The sequence below is a fragment of the Rufibacter latericius genome (assembly GCF_003721515.1).
GTDB classification, from domain to species: domain Bacteria; phylum Bacteroidota; class Bacteroidia; order Cytophagales; family Hymenobacteraceae; genus Nibribacter; species Nibribacter latericius.
On sequence record NZ_RJJD01000001.1, the window covers coordinates 175,004 to 193,652 of the forward strand.

Annotated in this window: 12 protein-coding genes; 6 read left to right on the plus strand and 6 right to left on the minus strand. The window is 50.1% G+C overall.

Going from position 1 to position 18,649, the window contains the following annotated elements; translation table 11 throughout:
- Positions 1–13: 13 nt before the first annotated feature.
- The 3 genes from EFB08_RS00690 to EFB08_RS00705 form a co-directional block, all read right to left on the minus strand.
- Positions 14–3,190: a SusC/RagA family TonB-linked outer membrane protein gene (locus EFB08_RS00690; RefSeq protein ID WP_165864763.1), complete on the minus strand. Its 3,177-nt coding sequence runs from the start codon at positions 3,188–3,190 to the stop codon at positions 14–16.
- Positions 3,191–4,270: 1,080 nt separating this feature from the next.
- Entirely contained in the window at positions 4,271–5,206 is a 936-nt protein-coding gene (locus tag EFB08_RS00700; protein ID WP_227006154.1) for a lysophospholipid acyltransferase family protein, read from the minus strand.
- A 203-nt stretch (positions 5,207–5,409) separates the two neighbouring features.
- Positions 5,410–6,426 carry an LLM class flavin-dependent oxidoreductase gene (locus tag EFB08_RS00705; RefSeq protein WP_123125582.1) on the minus strand — a complete coding sequence of 339 codons (1,017 nt, stop codon included), beginning with the start codon at positions 6,424–6,426 and terminating at the stop codon, positions 5,410–5,412.
- Between the two features lie 514 nt (positions 6,427–6,940).
- On the opposite strand from EFB08_RS00705, the gene EFB08_RS00710 reads away from it, so the two are divergent.
- The 6 genes from EFB08_RS00710 to EFB08_RS00735 all read left to right on the plus strand — a co-directional run bounded on the left by EFB08_RS00710 (position 6,941) and on the right by EFB08_RS00735 (position 15,269).
- The gene (locus EFB08_RS00710; protein ID WP_123124995.1) at positions 6,941–7,558 is read left to right on the plus strand and encodes a WbqC family protein; all 618 of its coding nucleotides are present in this window, start codon (positions 6,941–6,943) and stop codon (positions 7,556–7,558) included.
- 96 nt (positions 7,559–7,654) lie between these two features.
- Positions 7,655–10,261: an ATP-dependent Clp protease ATP-binding subunit gene (locus EFB08_RS00715; protein ID WP_123124996.1), complete on the plus strand. Its 2,607-nt coding sequence runs from the start codon at positions 7,655–7,657 to the stop codon at positions 10,259–10,261.
- 482 nt (positions 10,262–10,743) lie between these two features.
- Positions 10,744–12,306 carry an acyl-CoA carboxylase subunit beta gene (locus tag EFB08_RS00720; protein WP_123124997.1) on the plus strand — a complete coding sequence of 521 codons (1,563 nt, stop codon included), beginning with the start codon at positions 10,744–10,746 and terminating at the stop codon, positions 12,304–12,306.
- A gap of 192 nt (positions 12,307–12,498) precedes the next feature.
- Positions 12,499–13,569, plus strand: a complete 1,071-nt coding sequence (locus EFB08_RS00725; protein ID WP_123124998.1) for a M42 family metallopeptidase — start codon at positions 12,499–12,501, stop codon at positions 13,567–13,569.
- Positions 13,570–13,807: 238 nt separating this feature from the next.
- Entirely contained in the window at positions 13,808–14,350 is a 543-nt protein-coding gene (locus EFB08_RS00730; RefSeq protein ID WP_123124999.1) for a GNAT family N-acetyltransferase, read from the plus strand.
- A gap of 151 nt (positions 14,351–14,501) precedes the next feature.
- The gene (locus tag EFB08_RS00735) at positions 14,502–15,269 is read left to right on the plus strand and encodes an ABC transporter substrate-binding protein (RefSeq protein ID WP_123125000.1); all 768 of its coding nucleotides are present in this window, start codon (positions 14,502–14,504) and stop codon (positions 15,267–15,269) included.
- 93 nt (positions 15,270–15,362) lie between these two features.
- Here EFB08_RS00735 and EFB08_RS00740 read toward each other — a convergent pair whose 3' ends face one another.
- From EFB08_RS00740 to aroB, 3 genes are all read right to left on the minus strand, one after another.
- Entirely contained in the window at positions 15,363–15,920 is a 558-nt protein-coding gene (locus tag EFB08_RS00740) for a DUF4142 domain-containing protein (protein ID WP_123125001.1), read from the minus strand.
- Between the two features lie 368 nt (positions 15,921–16,288).
- Complete coding sequence (locus tag EFB08_RS00745; protein ID WP_123125002.1) at positions 16,289–17,530, minus strand: 3-phosphoshikimate 1-carboxyvinyltransferase; 1,242 nt, start codon at positions 17,528–17,530, stop codon at positions 16,289–16,291.
- Positions 17,527–18,567 (minus strand): 3-dehydroquinate synthase, encoded by a 1,041-nt coding sequence (aroB, locus tag EFB08_RS00750; protein WP_123125003.1) that lies wholly within the window; start codon positions 18,565–18,567, stop codon positions 17,527–17,529. Before aroB ends, EFB08_RS00745 begins: the two co-directional genes overlap by 4 nt.
- Positions 18,568–18,649 lie beyond the last annotated feature (82 nt).

Below are 18,649 nucleotides of genomic sequence, written 5' to 3' on the forward strand. Positions count from 1 at the left end.
AGTCCTCCCGAGGTTAGAAAGTGAAGCGAAGGTTAACGCCGAAATTGCGCACCGATGGCGGAGAGTTAAACTCGAACCCCCGGGTGTTGGCCCCCAACTGGTTAGACTCTGGGTCGGCGTGCGGCAGGTTAGGCGCATAGTACAGCAGGTTTCGGCCAGTAAGGGTAACACTTGCCGCTTTAAACGGGGTCTTGGCAAGCAGCGCGGCGGGCAAGGTATACCCCAGGCTTACTTCGCGCAACCGTAGAACCGAGGCATCAAAGACGGCAAACTCAGAGGCATTGTTGAACGTGGTCCAATACTGCTGCGCCGTAATCTGAATGTTGTTAGGCGTAGTAGTAGGTTCCCCTGCCTCATTGGCCAACACACCCTCAAACATGTAAGGCTGCTCCCGGTTTTCGGCTGTTTCCTCTAAAACACCCCGGAAACGCGCAATCTGGGTTTGTCTTGAATAGAAGTCACCGCCGTGTACGTACTGCACCATGGCACTTAAACTAAACCCTTTGAAGGAGATTGTATTAGACAGACTACCCCACCAGTCGGCGTTGGGGTCGCCTATGATCTCCGAGTTGGTGTTTACCACAGGCAAGCCGTTCGTAGGGTCAATGATCAGTTGACCAGCCTCGTTTCTTCTGAACCTGGTGCCCTGTAGAACCCCAAATGGCTGGCCTGGCTGTAGCAGCGGGCTCAAACCCGAGAACCCAGACCCGCTACTTCCGGTAAGCGGATCAATATACCCGGTGGTAAGATTGAACTGATCCAACCCGGGGGCAAGTTCTACTACCTCGGTTTCCAGCGCCGTGAAATTTGCCCCAATGTCCCACCGGAACCCGGTTTCAAACTCCAACGGCGTAGCATTGGCCGATATCTCCCAACCTTTGTTGTCAATCCTACCGGCATTGGTGGTAAAATCGGTGAACCCGGTAGAGCTAGGCACCGTCAAACTCAGGATCTGATCAGTGGTGCTGTTATTAAAGTAATTGACGTCCAGGGTACCCCTACCATTGAAGAAAGTAAACTCAGCCCCTATCTCGTAGGATTTCTTAGACTCAGGCTTCAGGTCCAGGTTTCCGCGACGGTCATTGCGGGTGAAGGCTACCGTATTTCCATTGAAAGGGAATGTAAGCCCCGCTACGTTGTTCCCGAAGGCCTGGGTAACAAAAAAAGTGTTGGTCAGGTAAGGATCGGTGTCATTCCCCACCTGGGCGTAACTGGCCCGAATTTTTCCATAGCTAAAGATGTCATTGCTGATACCTAAAGCATCTGTGAAGACGAATCCAAGGCTGACCGATGGATAGAAATAGCTGTTGTTAGCAGTTGGCAAGGTAGATGACCAGTCGTTCCGGGCCGTGAACTCGGCAAACAACAGGTTTTTGTAGTTTAGGCCTACTTGCCCGTAAACACCCACTAAACGCCTTTCGGTTTGGTAGTTGGTGGCAAACGTGGTAGAAGGCAAGTGGTTGGCCAGGTTATAAAAGTCCGGCACCAGCAGATCCTCGGCCTGAATGGAGTTGCGCCTGGTTTCAATCATGTTGATTTGGGTTCCCACCAGGGCCCTGAAATTGAAATCAGGGGTAAGGTCTTTTTGGTAGACCCCAAACAAATCATGGTTCACTGACAGAAACCGGTTGTCTTCATAAAGCTGAGACCCGCGCTGGTTGGTGGCGGTGTTCCCGTTTGAGTTGAAGGAACCATACCCATAGGCCTGCAAGCGGTCATCAGAGTACTGGTCCATGCCTATCCGGTAGGTGGCCGTGAAGTCTTTGAAGAAGGTTGGGGTATAGTTGAGCGTGGCGCTTACAATGGACCGGTTCACCTCACTGTCATAGAAAGACTCGTTGACACTCCACATAGGGTTATCGCGGTTGAGTTGGGTAAACAGTGTAGGGGCCTGCACCCCTGGCCGCAATTTGTAAGGCACATTTACTATGTCAAAGCTTCTGGGGATGAAGGGCAGCGTGAACCAAGGGCTGGATCCGGAGTTTCCCTGCAGGGATCCTTCCTGGTTGGTCTTGGCGTACAGCACAGAAGCATCTACAGAGAAGCCGTGCCCCAGGGTTGCATTGCCCGCCGCCCGAAGGGTGTACCGGTCCAGTCCGCTTTCAGGGATAATTCCGTCCTGATTGGTGGTATTGACGCTGAAGATATAGCGCATTTTCTCACTCCCGCTGGAAAGCGTAATTCCGTTGTCCCAGATTTTACCTGTCTGGAAGAAGTCTTTCACGTTGTCTGGATAAGCCCGATAAGCGAGCCTGGTCATGGGGTTCCCGCTCACGTTGTTTACAGAGTCAAGCCCAGGAGTCCCGAAACGAGGTCCCCAACTGTCAGTGGAAGCCAGATTGTACCGCCCGTTAGTTCCTTGCCCGTAGTCGTTCTGGTAATTTGGCAAACCATAAACTCTCTGCATGTTGAAGGAAGAGGTCAAGGTTATTTCCACATCGCCAGACCGGCCCCGTTTAGTGGTAATGATCACGGCCCCGTTCCCTGCCCTGGCCCCATATAAGGCGGCGGCGGCAGGCCCTTTGAGCACGGTCATAGATTCAATGTCATTGGGGTGAATATCCAGGGCCCGGTTTGAATAAGAGGCCCCTCCCGTGGTTGGGTTAGAGGAGTAAGAGGTATTGTTGCTGATGGGCACCCCGTCTACCACGAAAAGCGGTTGGTTATTACCAGTAGCGGAAGAAAGCCCCCGAATGAACACTTGGGCCCCTGCTCCAGGCATCCCGCTGGAGGAAATAATCTCTACCCCAGCCACTTTTCCCTGGAGGGCATTCACTACGTTTGGTTCAGACTTCTGGGCAACCTGGTCACCCTTTAAATCCTGCACCGCGTAGTTCACTTCTCTTTTCTGGCGCTCAATACCCACCGCCGTTACCACCACCTCACTCAGTTGCTCTGAGTCTTCGACCAAAGTCACGTTGATGGTGGTCTGGTCGCCAATGGGAACTTCGCGGTTCAGGTAACCAATGTAAGTAAACACCAACGTTCCGCCGGCCGCCGGTACCTGAAGGGAGTAATTGCCGCTGGCATCAGTTGGGGCGGCATTGGAGGTTCCTTTTACTTGCACCGTAACCCCTGGCATTGCCTCACCAGCGGAAGACGTAACCCTCCCGGTTACAGTTCGTGTCTGGGCCCACACCTGGCTGAGCAGGCAGAACATCAGCACAAATTGAATTAGTAAAGTTTTCATCATAACGAGAATTGATTTTGAATGTGTTTGGTGAACAGGTGCCTTCCTGCTGGAATAAGCCAAAGGCATTTTCATCGTTAAGAGCTGATTTTCATCTTACCGAGGGTGTGATAAACGTCCCTAACCGGAGATGATGCTTATGGCTTAGAGAGACAAAGCCAGGGGGAAGGTGATAATTTCTGCTTGGGTGTAAAACCGTTTCGGGGCTTTTTCCCAGAACAGATTTCTACCACAAGAGACTGAAGGAAGAGTGGATTGAGCATGCCTTACCATGCCCTTCGTTGATTTTTGGTGCGGGAAAGCCGTCTTTTCTGAAAACAGGAGTTGACCAAGACCCAAGGTATAAGATCTGTGGCTTCAACTGCCTTTCTGCAACGTTGCGGCTTGTTGTTCTTTGTAGTTTAGAAGAATGTTTTTCTATTCCGTTTCAAGAACCACCATTTTTTGGTTGTTTCTACACAAGGGAAGAGATCAGCCTATCGCCTCTACTTCTAGCCTTGCGTCTATCTCGGTCCAAAGCGTTGCCTTTCTCAATAGGCAACCTAAGCAGAGTAGCAATCAGTAATTTAGCAAAATTTTATCCTTAATTAACATATCTACCTTTTATATATTTTCTGAATAAAATATGCTAAAAAAATACCTCAGGCACTCGCTTCCATTTAAAGACAATACCAAAAGTGAAAAGCTGCATGCTTTTTAAAAATTTTCTACTAAAAGCAGATTCCTCATTTCAGGGCGCGAAATGGAACCATAGGAAAGGCCTCTTTTGGGTTGGAATGCATCTGAAAACTTGTTTTCTGGAGAAGGGAACCTTCCCCAAGGGTTTAAATGAATTGAAAGGGATGGGATTGGTAAAACGGCAGAAATTAACCTAAGATACCGGTCATTCTACCCGGTCCGCACGGGTGACTTTAGAGGGAAATCTAGTTCCTCTTGCTTCAAATAAAATCTAATCTTCTAACTCTGCCTTACTGGCTGTTTCCTGCTTTCTTTTTCAAAACTGCTCCTAAAGCCCTCCTCAGAAAAGAATAACTGCAACAGGAAAGCCCAACTCTTGACTTAGGACTCAGGACTTAAGACCTAAGACTCTGGATTGGCCGAAGGTCTTTTATGTTTCCAGCGTTTATGGGACCATAGGTAGCTCTCAGGGTATTGGTTTACCCAGGCTTCCAGTTTGCGGGCAAAAGCGTCTGTGAGGGGGTATCCTTCTTCCGGAGTTCCAACCGCTGGGGCGGGAAGTAATTCCTGGAATTCAATTTCATAATAGCCGCGCTTCAGGTGGCGCATGCCCACAAAATAGGCGGGAAACTTGAAGGAAGAACGCAGCTTCTCGGCGCCAACGTAGAAGGGAGTATCCTGGTGCAGGAAAGTGGTCCAATACTGGATTTCGCCGTAAGGCGGCACCTGGTCAGAGAGCAAAGTGAAAATGCGGGCATCGGCTTTGTGCCTGATCAGGTGGCGAAGGGTGTCTTTCATCCGCACCAGGTTAATCCCGAAGCGGCCGCGCATGAACTTCATGAACTCATCAAAGAAAGAACTGGCCAACGGTTTGTACACCCCGTCCACAGGCGCAGCGTAAATGATCTGGCTGGCGGCCGACATATACTCCCAGTTTCCCAGGTGGGCGCCCAACATCAACACGGTGGTTCCGCTGGCTACGTGCGCCTCCACCCTTTCATGGCCCCGGTACACCAGCCGTTCCTTCAGGTTGGCCGGAGAAAGCGAAATCAGCTTCAGTGACTCCACAATCAAATCGGTGAGGTTCAGGAAAAAACGCTTTTCAATCGCAAGCCGCTCCTCAGGACTTTTATGGGGGAAAGATCGTTCCAGGTTCTGGCGCACTACTTTTTTCCGGTAGCCTATCACATGGTACAACACGCCATACAGAAACGTGGAGAGGGCGTACAGCACCGGGAAAGGCAGGAGAGAGATTCCTTTCAACAGCCACCAGAGCGGAAGCTGACTTGGTTTAAGATCAGGGCGGCGGAAAGAAGCGGTAGAGGGTTTAGGATGCATTTCTTGGAAAACAGGCCCAAAACAGGAAAAGACCGGCTCGGCAAAGGCAAAGATAACAGGGAGTCAGGGATTTCCTTTGCTTGCCCTTCTTCCTTCCGCTTCCTGGCAGAGCTTTAAGCAAAAAAGAGCGCCGTTTCATGGGCGAAGCAGAACTATAGGCTTCTGCTTTGCCCACGAAACGGCGCAAAAATCAAGTTAGGAATTTATGAGGCCACTGGCTTAAAGAACCCGGCCAACAACTCGTAGGAATGCACCCGGGCACTGTGGTCGTAAAGGTTGCACCCTACCATGATCTCGTCAACCCCGGTTTCGTCCAGGAAGGTTTGAAGTTCTTCCTGCACCGTCTTTGGCCCACCAATAAACGAATACCGCAACATCTGCTGTACTGCGTACCGTTCTGAGGCATCCCAAAGGCCGTCCATGCTTTTCACGGGTGGTTGCATGGGTTTGGCGGTGCCGCGCACCACGTTCAGGAAAGATTGGTACAGCGAGGTAGACTGGTAAATGGCTGCCTCGTCGGTGTCGGCGGCAATCACGTTCACGCAGGCCATGGCGTAGGGTTCTTTCAGGTCCCCGATGGGTTGGAAACTGTCGCGGTACACTTTCAAGGCGGCGTGCAACTGAGACGGCGCGAAATGGCTGGCAAAAGCATAGGGCATTCCCAAAATACCGGCCAGCTGCGCCCCGAACGTACTAGAGCCTAAAATCCAGATGGGCACGTCAGAGCCCTCGCCGGGTACTGCCCGTACCCGGGCAGTGGGGTCTACGGGGCCAAGGTAGTTTTTCAACTCCACCACGTTTTGCGGGAATTCATCCACTGATCCGCGTAGATCCCGGCGCAGGGCATGAGCCGTCATCTGATCGGTACCTGGGGCACGGCCTAAGCCCAAGTCAATGCGACCGGGATACAAGGTGGCCAGAGTGCCAAACTGCTCAGCTACTACCAGCGGGGCATGGTTGGGCAACATGATTCCGCCCGAGCCCACCCGCAGGCGGGAAGTGGCACCGGCCACGTGGCCAATCAGTACGACGGTGGCAGAACTGGCAATACCGGCCATGTTGTGGTGCTCGGCCATCCAGTACCGCTGGAACCCAAGCTGCTCTACGCGCTGGGCTAAGTCTACGGTGTTCTTAAAGGAATCGGCGGCGGTCTTCTCACTTAGGATGGGCACCAGATCCAGAACGGAAACGGGTATATCAGAAAGTTTTTTAGCAGGCATGGGCAACATCATTAATCATCAACCCCTTTGTACGGTTGATTTACTGAAAGGCAAAAGTACAGGCAGAAAGTTCTGGTTTCGCGCCGCTTGCCCGTTACCTCCATGATACCACCCCCTGCGTTTTACCCCCGTTTTCTTGAAAGCAGCCGCAAAGCGCCTTGCGTTCCCTGCACCTGATTCAGAACAAAATTCCCGGAACTTCCTGCCACCGGCGTCTTGTTTCTTACAGGCTGGTAAACAAGGAAAAACTAAGAAGGTAAATATTTGGCGCTTAACCCTTAACAGAGATACTACATTTATCCTTTAGCCGTTCTTCCCTTATCTGCATCAGGAGAAATAAGTACGCAAAAGTCCAATTTATAATAAGTGAAAGAATTTGGGCTAAGGCGGTTTTTGAAGAGTCTGTTTAGGTTTAATGCCTTTTGCATAGACCAGGTTTCCTCAAGGTCACGAATGGTTTCCGTGCAAGTCTCCGAAATTTCCCTTACTTGCACTTATTCAACTTTCTTCTTGCATGCAGTTATTAACCGAGCTCCACTACAACCCTTGCATTCTTTATTTTCAGAAAGCTTTTGAAGCTGATGAATTACTCTTTGAGGCCCATGAACATTACCACAAGCAGAGCTACCGTAACCGCTGCCATATTCTCACGGCGCAGGGCGTGGTTCCTCTGAGTGTGCCGGTAGTGAAAGGCAACAGTAAAACCATCATCACCGAACTAGAGATTGACTACGGCCAGCGTTGGTTAGACATCCACTGGCGCACGATCAGGAGCGCCTACGGAAACGCGCCTTTTTTTGAGTTTTACGCCGATTATGTCAAGGACATCTATGACCGGAAACCGGCCCTGCTTTTCCAGTTGAACATGGATCTGATGAAACTTTTCGCTAAATTCCTAAAGCTAAAGCAACCAATACGCCTTACTCAAACGTATGGGAATACATATGAGGCACCGGTGTTGGATTGGCGCGGGGAACTTCATCCCAAGAAGGAGCCTGACATTTTGCGCTTAACGCCCTACCGGCAGGTGTTTGGCAAACAATTTGCAATAAACCTGAGTATACTGGATCTGTTGTTTAACCTTGGCCCAGAGGCATCTACTTATTTGCAGAATCCTGCGGCTTTCTGTTGAACATTTGCCCCAAGCATTTTGTTAATTTTACAAGTGTCGCCTTGGCAGCACAGTTGCAGTACACGCACAACAACAATTTACTAGACAAGAACTTACATGGAAGCCAAATTCTCAAATAGAGTGAAAGAGGTGATCTCTCTCAGTCGCGAGGAAGCCATCCGTTTGGGGCATGATTACATCGGCACCGAGCACCTGCTTCTGGGTATGATCCGCGAAGGAGAAGGCACCGCAATCGCTTTGCTTAAAAAGCTGGGAGTACCTATGGAGGAGCTCAAGTACGCGCTTGAGCAGGCCACCAAAAATACCGCCAGCCCTAATACCAATATTACCGGAAGTATCCCGCTTACCAAACAGACGGAGAAGGTCCTGAAAATAACGTATTTGGAGGCTAAAATCTTCAAGTCTGACATCATAGGTACAGAACACCTACTGTTGTCCATTTTGCGGGATGAGGATAATATTTCATCGCAAACCTTAGCCAAATTCAACGTGAACTACGAAGCTATTCGGGATTCGTTAGACTATCATGCTAACAACCCTCTTGCCTCTTCAGATACCGATGACAACGACGATAACGACAAACTCTTTGGCTCTTCCTCTAAAGGAGGCGCTGGCTCAGCCGCCAAGAAGGGTGCCGAGAAATCCCGCACTCCGGTGTTGGACAACTTCGGTCGTGATCTGACTAAATTGGCCGAAGAAGGCAAACTTGACCCTATTGTGGGTCGTGAAAAAGAAATCGAGCGGGTGGCCCAGGTACTGAGCCGCCGTAAGAAAAATAACCCGATCTTGATTGGGGAGCCAGGTGTGGGTAAAACGGCGATTGCCGAAGGCCTTGCCCTGCGCATCATCCAGAAGAAGGTTTCCCGGGTGCTTTTCGGAAAACGGGTGGTAACCTTAGATCTGGCCTCTTTGGTGGCCGGTACTAAATACCGCGGTCAGTTTGAAGAGCGCATGAAAGCCGTGATGAACGAGCTGGAGAAATCTCCGGACGTGATCCTTTTCATTGATGAGTTGCACACCATTGTAGGTGCTGGTGGAGCCTCCGGATCTCTGGATGCCTCCAACATGTTCAAACCTGCGCTGGCCCGCGGCGAAATCCAATGCATCGGCGCTACTACGCTAGACGAATACCGTCAGTATATTGAGAAAGATGGTGCCTTGGCTCGTCGTTTCCAGATTGTGATGGTAGATCCTACCACGCCAGAGGAAACCATTGAGATCCTGCACAACATCAAAGACAAATACCAGGATCACCACCACGTGACTTATTCAGACAAAGCCATTGAGGCCTGTGTGAAGTTGAGCGACCGCTACATGAGCGACCGTTTCTTACCAGACAAAGCCATTGACATTCTGGATGAAGCTGGTGCCCGCGTGCACATCAACAACATTGTGGTGCCAGAGGATATTCTTAACCTAGAGCAACAGATTGAGAACATCAAGGACGAGAAAAACCGCGTGGTGAAAAGCCAGAAATACGAAGAGGCTGCTCAACTGCGTGACAAAGAGAAGAAACTTTTAGATCAACTTGACGCCGCTAAGAAAAGCTGGGAAGAGGAGACGAGAAAGAAACGTTACGCCGTGAAAGAAGAAAACGTGGCCGAGGTAATCGCCATGATGACAGGTATTCCGGTTAAACGTATCGCCCAGAAAGAGAGCTTGAAGCTGCTCAACATGGGCGAAGAGCTGAAAGGCAAAGTAATCGGTCAGGAAAAAGCGATCACGCAGTTGGTGAAAGCCATCCAGCGGACCCGCGTTGGCCTGAAAGATCCTAAGCGCCCAATCGGTTCATTCGTATTCCTTGGCCCGACAGGGGTTGGTAAAACCGAGCTGGCCAAAGTTCTGGCTACCTACCTATTTGACAAAGAAGACGCTCTGGTACGTATTGACATGAGTGAGTACATGGAGAAATTCAGCGTATCTCGCTTGGTGGGAGCGCCTCCAGGCTACGTGGGTTACGAAGAAGGTGGTCAGCTAACGGAGAAAATCCGCCGCAAGCCATATTCAGTGGTATTGCTGGATGAGATTGAGAAAGCGCACCCAGACGTGTACAACCTGTTGCTGCAAGTTTTGGATGACGGTGTGTTGACCGATGGTTTAGGCCGTAAAGTTGACTTCAGAAACACCATCATCATCATGACCTCCAACATCGGGGCGCGTGACTTGCAGGACTTCGGGGCTGGGGTTGGTTTCGCGACCAAAACCCGTCAGGAGAACATGGACGACATCATGAAAGGCACCATTGCTTCTGCCTTGAAGAAAACGTTCTCTCCCGAGTTCCTGAACCGTCTGGATGATGTGATTGTGTTCAACTCGCTGGTGAAAGAAGATATTCATAAAATCATTGATATCTCGCTTGCTAAGCTGTTGAACCGCGTGAAAACGCTGGGCTACACCATTGAGATCACTGACAAGGCCAAAGACTTTGTGGCCGAGAAAGGATACGACTCTAAGTATGGTGCCCGTCCGTTGAACCGTGCCATCACCAAGTACATGGAAGACCCGATTGCGGAGGAGATCCTGAAAGCCGAGTTGGCCCAAGGAGACACCATCGTGATTGACTACGAAGAAGGCAAAGAGGAATTGACGTTCTCTAACCGCAAGAACGAGGATGCCATTCCAGACACTTCTGACGATCTTCCAGAGGCTTCGTCTTCAGAAGAAGAGGAGACTACGCCAACTGATGGTAAGAAGAAAGACTAATTGAATTCATTCCATTTGAAAAGGCTGACAGACAAACTGTCAGCCTTTTTTTTGTTTTAGGGCTCATTCCCAAAAACGCACTTAAAAACGCAGATCAGAAACTGTAGCGTCATGTCCCTGTCATGACGTGTCTTAATGAAACGGGAAAATCTCATCTAAGAACAAACTAAAAATCCTGGAAAAAAAAGAAGGTACCAGTTGCAATGCCAGATTCTTTCTGAATTGTAACGGGATTGTTGCATAGAACCACCTCTTGCCAAGGTCACGACGCTACAGTTTCGTTTTCGGCTTTCTTTTCAGAATTGAGGCCGAAATCGGAAAGGCGCCTTCAACTTCAGTATTTATTTTTATCTAGAAGTACACCAATGATTCAGTCTTTCTAAAGTACCAAGTCAGTTGCCATAAGAAAAACATCACAAAAATTTCACACTGCCCTATTCTTTCCTAAATTTGATTTCTTGTACCAACATCAAAGTGCTTCAATGGCAGACCAGAACAACCTGAATAGCAAATTTGAAATATTAGATCGCAAAAATGCTGAGGCGCTCTTAGGAGGCGGGCAGGCGCGTATTGATGCACAGCACAAAAAAGGCAAACTGACCGCCCGTGAACGCATTGATTTACTCCTGGACGAAGGTTCTTTTGAAGAGATAGGCAAGTTTGTGATGCACCGGTCCAAAGACTTCGGGCTGGACAAAGAATACTATTTAGGCGATGGCGTAGTCACCGGCTACGGTACCGTAAATGGTCGCCTGGTGTACGTTTTCTCCCAGGATTTCACCGTTTTCGGCGGTTCCCTTTCTGAGACGCACGCCGAGAAGATTGTCAAGATCATGGATCTGGCCATGAAAAACGGTGCTCCCGTAATTGGCTTAAATGACTCCGGCGGGGCCCGTATCCAGGAAGGCGTGGTTTCCCTGGGCGGTTACGCCGATATTTTCTACAAAAATACCTTGGCTTCTGGCGTAGTCCCGCAACTCTCTGGTATTATGGGACCATGTGCTGGAGGAGCGGTTTATTCGCCGGCAATTACCGACTTCATCCTGATGGTGGAGGACACGTCTTACATGTTTGTGACCGGCCCTAACGTGGTGAAAACGGTAACGCATGAGACCGTGACCTCAGAGGAACTAGGCGGCGCCAGCACCCACAGCACCAAAAGCGGCGTGACCCATTTTTCCTGCGCCAATGAGGTGGTGTGCATCCAAAACATAAAGCAACTGCTCAGCTACATGCCGCAGAACTGCGAGGAACTTCCTCCTGCCCTGCCGTATGAAGCCAAAGCCGATGAATCCCGTGAGGTTCTGAACAACATCGTTCCGGAAAACCCTAATCAGCCTTACGATATCCGTGAGGTGATTGAAGGCATCATCGATTCAGATACGTTCCTGGAGGTGCATAAGAACTTCGGGGAGAACATTGTGGTAGGGTTTGCCAGATTGGCAGGTCGTAGCATAGGTATTGTGGGTAACCAACCTGCAGTTTTAGCCGGGGTTCTGGACATCAACGCCAGCACCAAAGCCGCCCGTTTTGTACGCTTCTGCGATTCCTTTAACATTCCGTTGCTGGTTCTGGAAGACGTGCCCGGTTTCCTTCCCGGCACTGACCAGGAGTGGCGCGGCATCATCACCAACGGAGCCAAATTGCTGTACGCCTTCTGCGAGGCCACCGTGCCCCGCGTAACCGTGATCACCCGTAAAGCGTATGGCGGGGCCTATGACGTGATGAACTCCAAGCACATTGGGGCTGACCTGAACTACGCCTGGCCTACCGCCGAGATTGCCGTAATGGGAGCCAAAGGAGCCGCGGAGATCATCTTCAAACGCGAGATTGCCGCCGCCGAGGACCCTGAAGCGAAACTCGCCGAGAAAGTGGCCGAGTACCAGGCGAAATTCGCGACGCCGTACCGCGCCGCCCACCGTGGCTTCGTGGATGAAGTGATTTATCCATCTGAGACCCGGGCCAAGTTGATTAAAGCCTTTAAGATGCTGGAAAATAAAGTAGATCAGTTGCCTAAGAAAAAGCACGGCAACATTCCGTTATAAGAGTTGAGACTTTAGAAGTAAGACAAGGTTTTGTAGGGCATATTACCGCTCACCAGAACCGCTTCTCACCTCCCAGAAAAGACATTCAATATTCTATGCGCCTTGGCTGGCGATGACAAAGCACCCAGCCAAAACTATTTCAACTGACAAACAACTACCGGAGAGTGCTTTGCTCCACCTAAATGGAAAGCTATGAGAGAAGAAAGCTTTGAATTCCTGCAAACCTACCTCAACAACGCCGCGCCAACCGGCTTTGAGTCATCGGGACAAAAACTGTGGTTAGACTACATCAAACCGTATGTAGACGAGTACTTCGTGGACACCTACGGCTCCGTGGTGGGCGTCATCAACCCAGAGGCTGAGTACAAGGTGGTTATTGAGGCGCACGCCGATGAGATTGCCTGGTTTGTAAACTACATCACCCCAGAAGGGTTCATCTACGTGCGCCGCAACGGCGGATCTGACGCTGTGATTGCCCCTTCCAAGCGGGTAAACATCCATACCAAAAAGGGAATGGTAAAAGCGGTGTTCGGGTACCCGGCCATTCATGTACGCAAACCAGATCAGGACAAAGCCCCTACCGTAGAAACCATTTTCCTGGACTGTGGTGCCGCTAACAAGCAGGAGGTAGAAGACATGGGCATTCACGTAGGTTGTGTGATTACCTTTGACGATGAGTTCTGGGTGATGAACGACAAGTTCTACGTAGGCCGCGCCCTGGACAACAGAATTGGGGGATTCATGATTGCCGAGGTGGCCCGCATGCTCAAGGAAAACGGAAATACACTTCCTTTCGGATTATACATTGTAAACGCAGTACAGGAGGAGATTGGCCTGCGCGGGGCCGAGATGATTGCCCACCGCATCAAACCGGATCTGGCCATCATCACCGATGTGACGCATGACACGCAGTCGCCTATGTACGAAAAGAAAACCAACGGAGACCTGCACTGCGGCAAAGGCCCGGTATTGACCTACGGTCCGGCGGTACAGAACAACGTCCTGAACATGCTTATTGAGGTAGCCCAGAAAAACGAGATTCCGTTCCAGCGCGCCGCAGCAACCCGCGCCACCGGCACTGATACCGATGCCTTTGCATATTCTTCTGAAGGCGTAGCCTCGGCACTTATCTCCCTACCGTTGAAATACATGCACACCACCGTGGAAACCGTGCACAAAGACGACGTAGACAGCATCATCAACCTGTATTACCAGTTCCTGATCCAATTGGAAAGCGGTCATGATTTCCGCTATCTGAAATAGGCGTTTCTCTCCCGTTTCTCAGAAACCAGGGGTAAAACAACAATACATAGAAAACCTGCCGGGCGACAGAAGCCCGGCAGGTTTTCCTGTTTTAAAGCCGTGTCTGGGAAAACAGGCCTAAAGAAAACCTCTGACAAGTAGCTGACCCATCATTCCGCATCCGTATTCTACGCAAGATGATAGATTAAGGAATCTCAATTTTGCCTATCTTCACCTTCAGCACAGATGAACCATCTCCATGGAATTACACACCTCCCGTTTGCACCTGCGGGAATTCAAAGAAGACGACTGGCATTTCACCAACCTGTATGAATCCAATGAGGAGGTAATGCGGTACCAGACCAGCGCAGTGCGCACCGGAAAAGAAAGTCGGGAGTACATTCTGCACTGTCTGGAGGAAGCCAAAGAAGAACCGCGCACCTTGTTTGACCTTGCCATCGTGCTGAAGACGACGAACATGCTGATTGGCCGCGTGGGCATGAAAGTGGACTACGATGCCGAGGAAGCCGTGCTGTGGTATATCCTCAACCAGACCTACTGGAACAAAGGCTATACCACCGAAGCCGCTGCCGCCCTCCTACGGTTCGGATTTGAAGACCTGCACCTCCACCGCATCTGGGCCGACTGCGACCCGCGCAACAACGGCTCTTTCCGCATCATGGAAAAGCTGGGCATGCGCCGCGAAGCCCATTTCAGGGAGAACATTTTCATCAAAGGCCACTGGTGCGATTCATACGTCTACGCGCTCCTTGATCATGAATGGAAAATAATTAAGAATTAGGAATTAAAAACGAGCACCCTCTTCTTTTAAGCCTGTTTTCTGAAAACAAGCTTAAAAGACTCCTTTCCCAAAACAATCCCTTAAACTATAATCTATTACTTTTAAGGCCAACCTAATTCCTAATTCTAGAAAAGTGCACTTCCTGGATCAGATGAACCGCCGTTTATATTTGCCCCAACTGCCTCAGCGGATTGTGTCACTGGTGCCCTCTCAAACGGAGTTGCTGTTTCATCTGGGTTTGGGAGATAGGATTGTGGGCATCACTAAATTCTGTATTCACCCGAAGGAAGCGGTAAAAAGGATACCTAAGATTGGCGGCACCAAGAACTTCCATTTTGAGGCCATTGACGCGCTGCAACCCGATCTGATTATTGGAAACAAAGAGGAGAACTACCAGGAGGGCATTGAGCGGCTGCAGCAGAAATACCCCGTTTGGATGAGCGACATCTACACTTTGGAAGATGTATTTCAGATGATGCAATCCATTAGTCAATTAACCGGCACAGAGGAAAAGGCGCGGGCTTTAGTGAGCACGTTGGAACAGCAGTTCCTAGAGCTTCGGCCCGCAGAACCGCCCGTTCCTACTGCTTATTTTATCTGGCGGAACCCGTACATGGCTGTTGGCAACGACAACTTTATTGACCACATGCTAACCCGTTGCGGGTTTAAGAACGTTCTGGGGCACTTGGCCAGGTACCCTCAGGTTACAGCTGCACAGCTGCAGGAAGCCAGCCCTGAGCTTATTCTGCTTTCTTCTGAGCCCTACCCTTTCAAGGAAAAACACATTGCCGAGTTCCAGGAAATTTGCCCAAATGCCCGCATCAAGGTGGTGGACGGGGAACTGTTCAGTTGGTACGGAAGTAGGCTGCTGCACTCTGTTACTTACCTGACCCAATTGATTCGGGAAGTTACCTCTTGAGCTATCTCAGGAAAAGACTCCAAAGGAGTTTGCTTTTGCATAAAAAAAGCCCTTCGCAGTTGATGCAAAGGGCTTTTCATTCTTTATTCCAAATTAAGGTTTAGCGTTTTTATCTACTTGCGCAACCGCATCTTTCAGTTCTTGCGCGGCGGCTAAGTGCTCCTTCAGAACCGGTAAAATCTGGTCAATGAATTGCTGCACATCTGGGTCGGCTACTTCTTTATCGGCTTGCTCGTAAAAAGCAATCGCCTCTTGGTGGGCAGTTACTTCCAAATCTGCGAAAGTTTGGTCAAACTCCTCTCCTTTTTTATTTTCAAGGCTATCTACCAAAGCTTTTTTCTCGCTTCCCATCTGGGCAGGCAGTTCAATGGCTTTCTTCTTGGCTATTTCTGCCAGAACCGGAGTTGTTCTGGAGTGCACGTGGTATATTTTCTGTCCTAAAGCGCTTACTTCCCCTTTCTTACTTTGGTCTTCGGCCATCATCCCAGCCATTAACTGAAAGTTATCGTTGGTGGCGGCTTGCTTCAGGAACTTCTCTACTTTGACATGGTCTGCGGCAGTAGCTTCCTTATCCACTTTATTGCAAGAAACCAATGTCATACCGCTCATCAGCATAGATGAAGTCAGCATCAAAACATTGAATTTTTTCATAGTCGTATTCTTTAGTGTTTCCTAAGGTTCTGAGTTTATTAAACGAACCGCACAAGCACCATGTTGTAAATGTTCACAATAATATTTCACCATTATCTCATATTACAATCATTTACTTAGAAATACAATATCTTATATTCCCAAACAACCTTTAATAATCGTTGTTAATTTCTATGCTTTCTTCTGACTCAGAAATATAAAATACAATTCACAAACTCCTTTTAGCCGAATCTTGAAGTATAAACAAACACATATCAAGGAGTTAATTCTTAACAAGTGCCGCTTTAAGGATGATTTGGAAAAAACCACCTTTAAACAAAAAGCCCTTTGCCAAGGCAAAGGGCTTTTTGTTTAATAGAAATCATCGCCTAAGAAGGTTCTTCCACGATAAAACCTGCTTTCTGAAGCTCCTCCCAGTACCGAGGATACGATTTTCGGACAACGCGAGGTTCCTCAATAGCTATAGGATAAGTTAAAGCCAAAGGCGCAAACGCCATGGCCATGCGGTGGTCTTCATAGGTATGGATGCTGGCTTCGCTTTGGGGCTGGTTTCCTAAAAACACCTTGAAAACATCGGGTTCTGTTTCGCGCAGTTCTGCGCCTAGTTTAACCAATTCAGCTTGCAGTGCGGCAATTCGGTCGGTTTCCTTTATCCGGAGACTTTCCAGGCCGGTCATTTCCACCTCTACCTTCAGCCCGGCGGCCAAGGCTGCTACGGTTTGAGCCAGATCTGGACAGGCGAAGAAATCAATTCGTTTAAAGGGCTCTTGCAGGGGCTGCTTGGTCAATTGGACGCCTTCTGGAGTAAACGTGGTGTGTACGCCAAACGGGGCCATCAAGGAGGGCAGCACGCTATCGCCCTGAAGAGAATCTTCGCGGAGTGCAGGCAAGAACAAATCGGCCTCTTTGGACAGCGCCGCGATGCTGTACCAGTAACTGGCCGCGCTCCAGTCAGACTCCACCGTGTATTCTTTGGCTTGGTATTTTTGCTTGGCTACGGAGATTTTCTGGCCTTCAAAGGTGGCCTGCACGCCGAAGTGGGCCATCTGTGCCAAGGTCATCCTGATGTAAGGCTCTGAACTGATTTTCCCTTCTAGGGTAAGTTCCAACCCTTCCGGCAAAAGCGGTGCGATCATGAGCAGCGCCGAAATATATTGGCTGCTGATATCAGACCGAATGGATAACCGATTAGTGCCGGAAAACTCAAACCCGTTCATCTGCAGCGGCGGGTAGCCTTCCTCGCCCAGGTACTTAATCTGCGCTCCCAGTTGCCGAAGCGCGTCAACCAACACCCCAATAGGTCGCTGGCACATGCGCGGTGTTCCGGTCAACGTTAGTTTCTGGCCGGTGGCCGCGTAATAGGCGGTTAAAAAACGCATCACGGTTCCGGCATCCTCGGCGCTAACCTCTGCACCCGCAGGCGTGGACAGCAGGCGGTTCAGGAGTTGGGTATCGTTGGCATCTGACAAGTTATGGATAGGAAAGTCTTTCCCCGACAAGGCCCGGATGATGAGGGCACGGTTGGCCTCGCTTTTGGAGGCCGGCAAGGTCACGCGTCCGCGCAACACGCCCGTGGGGTGCGATACGCGCACGGCAGCAGCTGAAATCATAGTAATTGGTAGTAGCGCAAGGCACTCTGTACCTCTTGCAGGGTGATAGGTTTATCATAAACAGCCTCGCCGATCTTCTGCAAAAGGGTGCAGTTGATGGTGGCGCCGTCATTCTTTTTATCGTGCAGGCACAGTTCGCTAATGGCAGACACATCTGACTGGGGCAGGTTCACCTTCTCGTAAATGGAGAGCAGAAACGTCTCTATCTGCTCCAGTTCCTCCTGCGCCAAAAGCCCTTTCTGTACCGAGAGCCAGGCCTCGCACAACATGCCCACGACAATAGCTTCGCCGTGCAACAGGGTCTGGCCTGGTTTCTCCAGGTAAAAACTCTCCACGGCGTGGCCGATGGTATGCCCGAAGTTGAGAATCTTGCGTAGGCCGTTCTCCAGCGGATCAGCGGTGACTACCCGTGATTTGATATCGATGGAATGCTGGATGAGATCGTTCCAGTCTTCGGTAAACATACCGATGTAGCGCTGCTCAAAGAACTTATCGGCATCCATGATGAGCCAGTGCTTGATGATCTCGGCGTAACCCGATTTCATTTGCCGTACGTCCAGGGTTTGCAGAAACTCAGGGTTTACTAAAACCGCCAACGGCTCCTGAAAAACGCCTATGTGGTTCTTGAAACCCATAAAATCAATGCCGGTTTTGCCACCCACGCTGGCGTCTACCTGAGCCAGGAGCGTAGTAGGCACGTTCACGAACCGGATGCCTCGTTTGTAGAGGCTCGCGCAGAAGCCGCCCAGGTCGGTGAGCACGCCCCCGCCCAGATTCACGAGCAGGCTCCAGCGGTCCAGGTTCTGCTCGGTGAGTTCGCGCCACACGTGCTCGCAGGTGGCCAGGTTCTTATTTTCCTCGCCGCTTTTAATCTGCACCACATGGTGGCCATCAGGTAAAGAAGGCTTTAGAAGCGGATAGCAGTGCCGGTGCGTGTTCTCGTCTACCAGTACCACCGTCTTTTTGAAGGCCCGGTTCTGCAACAGTTCCTGGAGCTGGCTAACCGCTTCCTTGCCTATGAAAATCTCTTCGGTCACTGTGTTTCTGTTTTAAGCGTTTAGCGGCTGTCTTCCTCAAAAGAGCCGCTAAACGGGATAATCCCCTAAAAAAGGGAATGTC

Bases quoted from the DNA above. Each gene is read 5' to 3' on its own strand.
- EFB08_RS00690 (WP_165864763.1), bottom strand. From the start codon at position 3,190: ATGAAAACTTTACTAATTCAATTTGTGCTGATGTTCTGCCTGCTCAGC.
- EFB08_RS00700 (WP_227006154.1), bottom strand. From the start codon at position 5,206: ATGCATCCTAAACCCTCTACCGCTTCTTTCCGCCGCCCTGATCTTAAA.
- EFB08_RS00705 (WP_123125582.1), bottom strand. From the start codon at position 6,426: ATGCCTGCTAAAAAACTTTCTGATATACCCGTTTCCGTTCTGGATCTG.
- EFB08_RS00710 (WP_123124995.1), top strand. From the start codon at position 6,941: ATGCAGTTATTAACCGAGCTCCACTACAACCCTTGCATTCTTTATTTT.
- EFB08_RS00715 (WP_123124996.1), top strand. From the start codon at position 7,655: ATGGAAGCCAAATTCTCAAATAGAGTGAAAGAGGTGATCTCTCTCAGT.
- EFB08_RS00720 (WP_123124997.1), top strand. From the start codon at position 10,744: ATGGCAGACCAGAACAACCTGAATAGCAAATTTGAAATATTAGATCGC.
- EFB08_RS00725 (WP_123124998.1), top strand. From the start codon at position 12,499: ATGAGAGAAGAAAGCTTTGAATTCCTGCAAACCTACCTCAACAACGCC.
- EFB08_RS00730 (WP_123124999.1), top strand. From the start codon at position 13,808: ATGGAATTACACACCTCCCGTTTGCACCTGCGGGAATTCAAAGAAGAC.
- EFB08_RS00735 (WP_123125000.1), top strand. From the start codon at position 14,502: ATGAACCGCCGTTTATATTTGCCCCAACTGCCTCAGCGGATTGTGTCA.
- EFB08_RS00740 (WP_123125001.1), bottom strand. From the start codon at position 15,920: ATGAAAAAATTCAATGTTTTGATGCTGACTTCATCTATGCTGATGAGC.
- EFB08_RS00745 (WP_123125002.1), bottom strand. From the start codon at position 17,530: ATGATTTCAGCTGCTGCCGTGCGCGTATCGCACCCCACGGGCGTGTTG.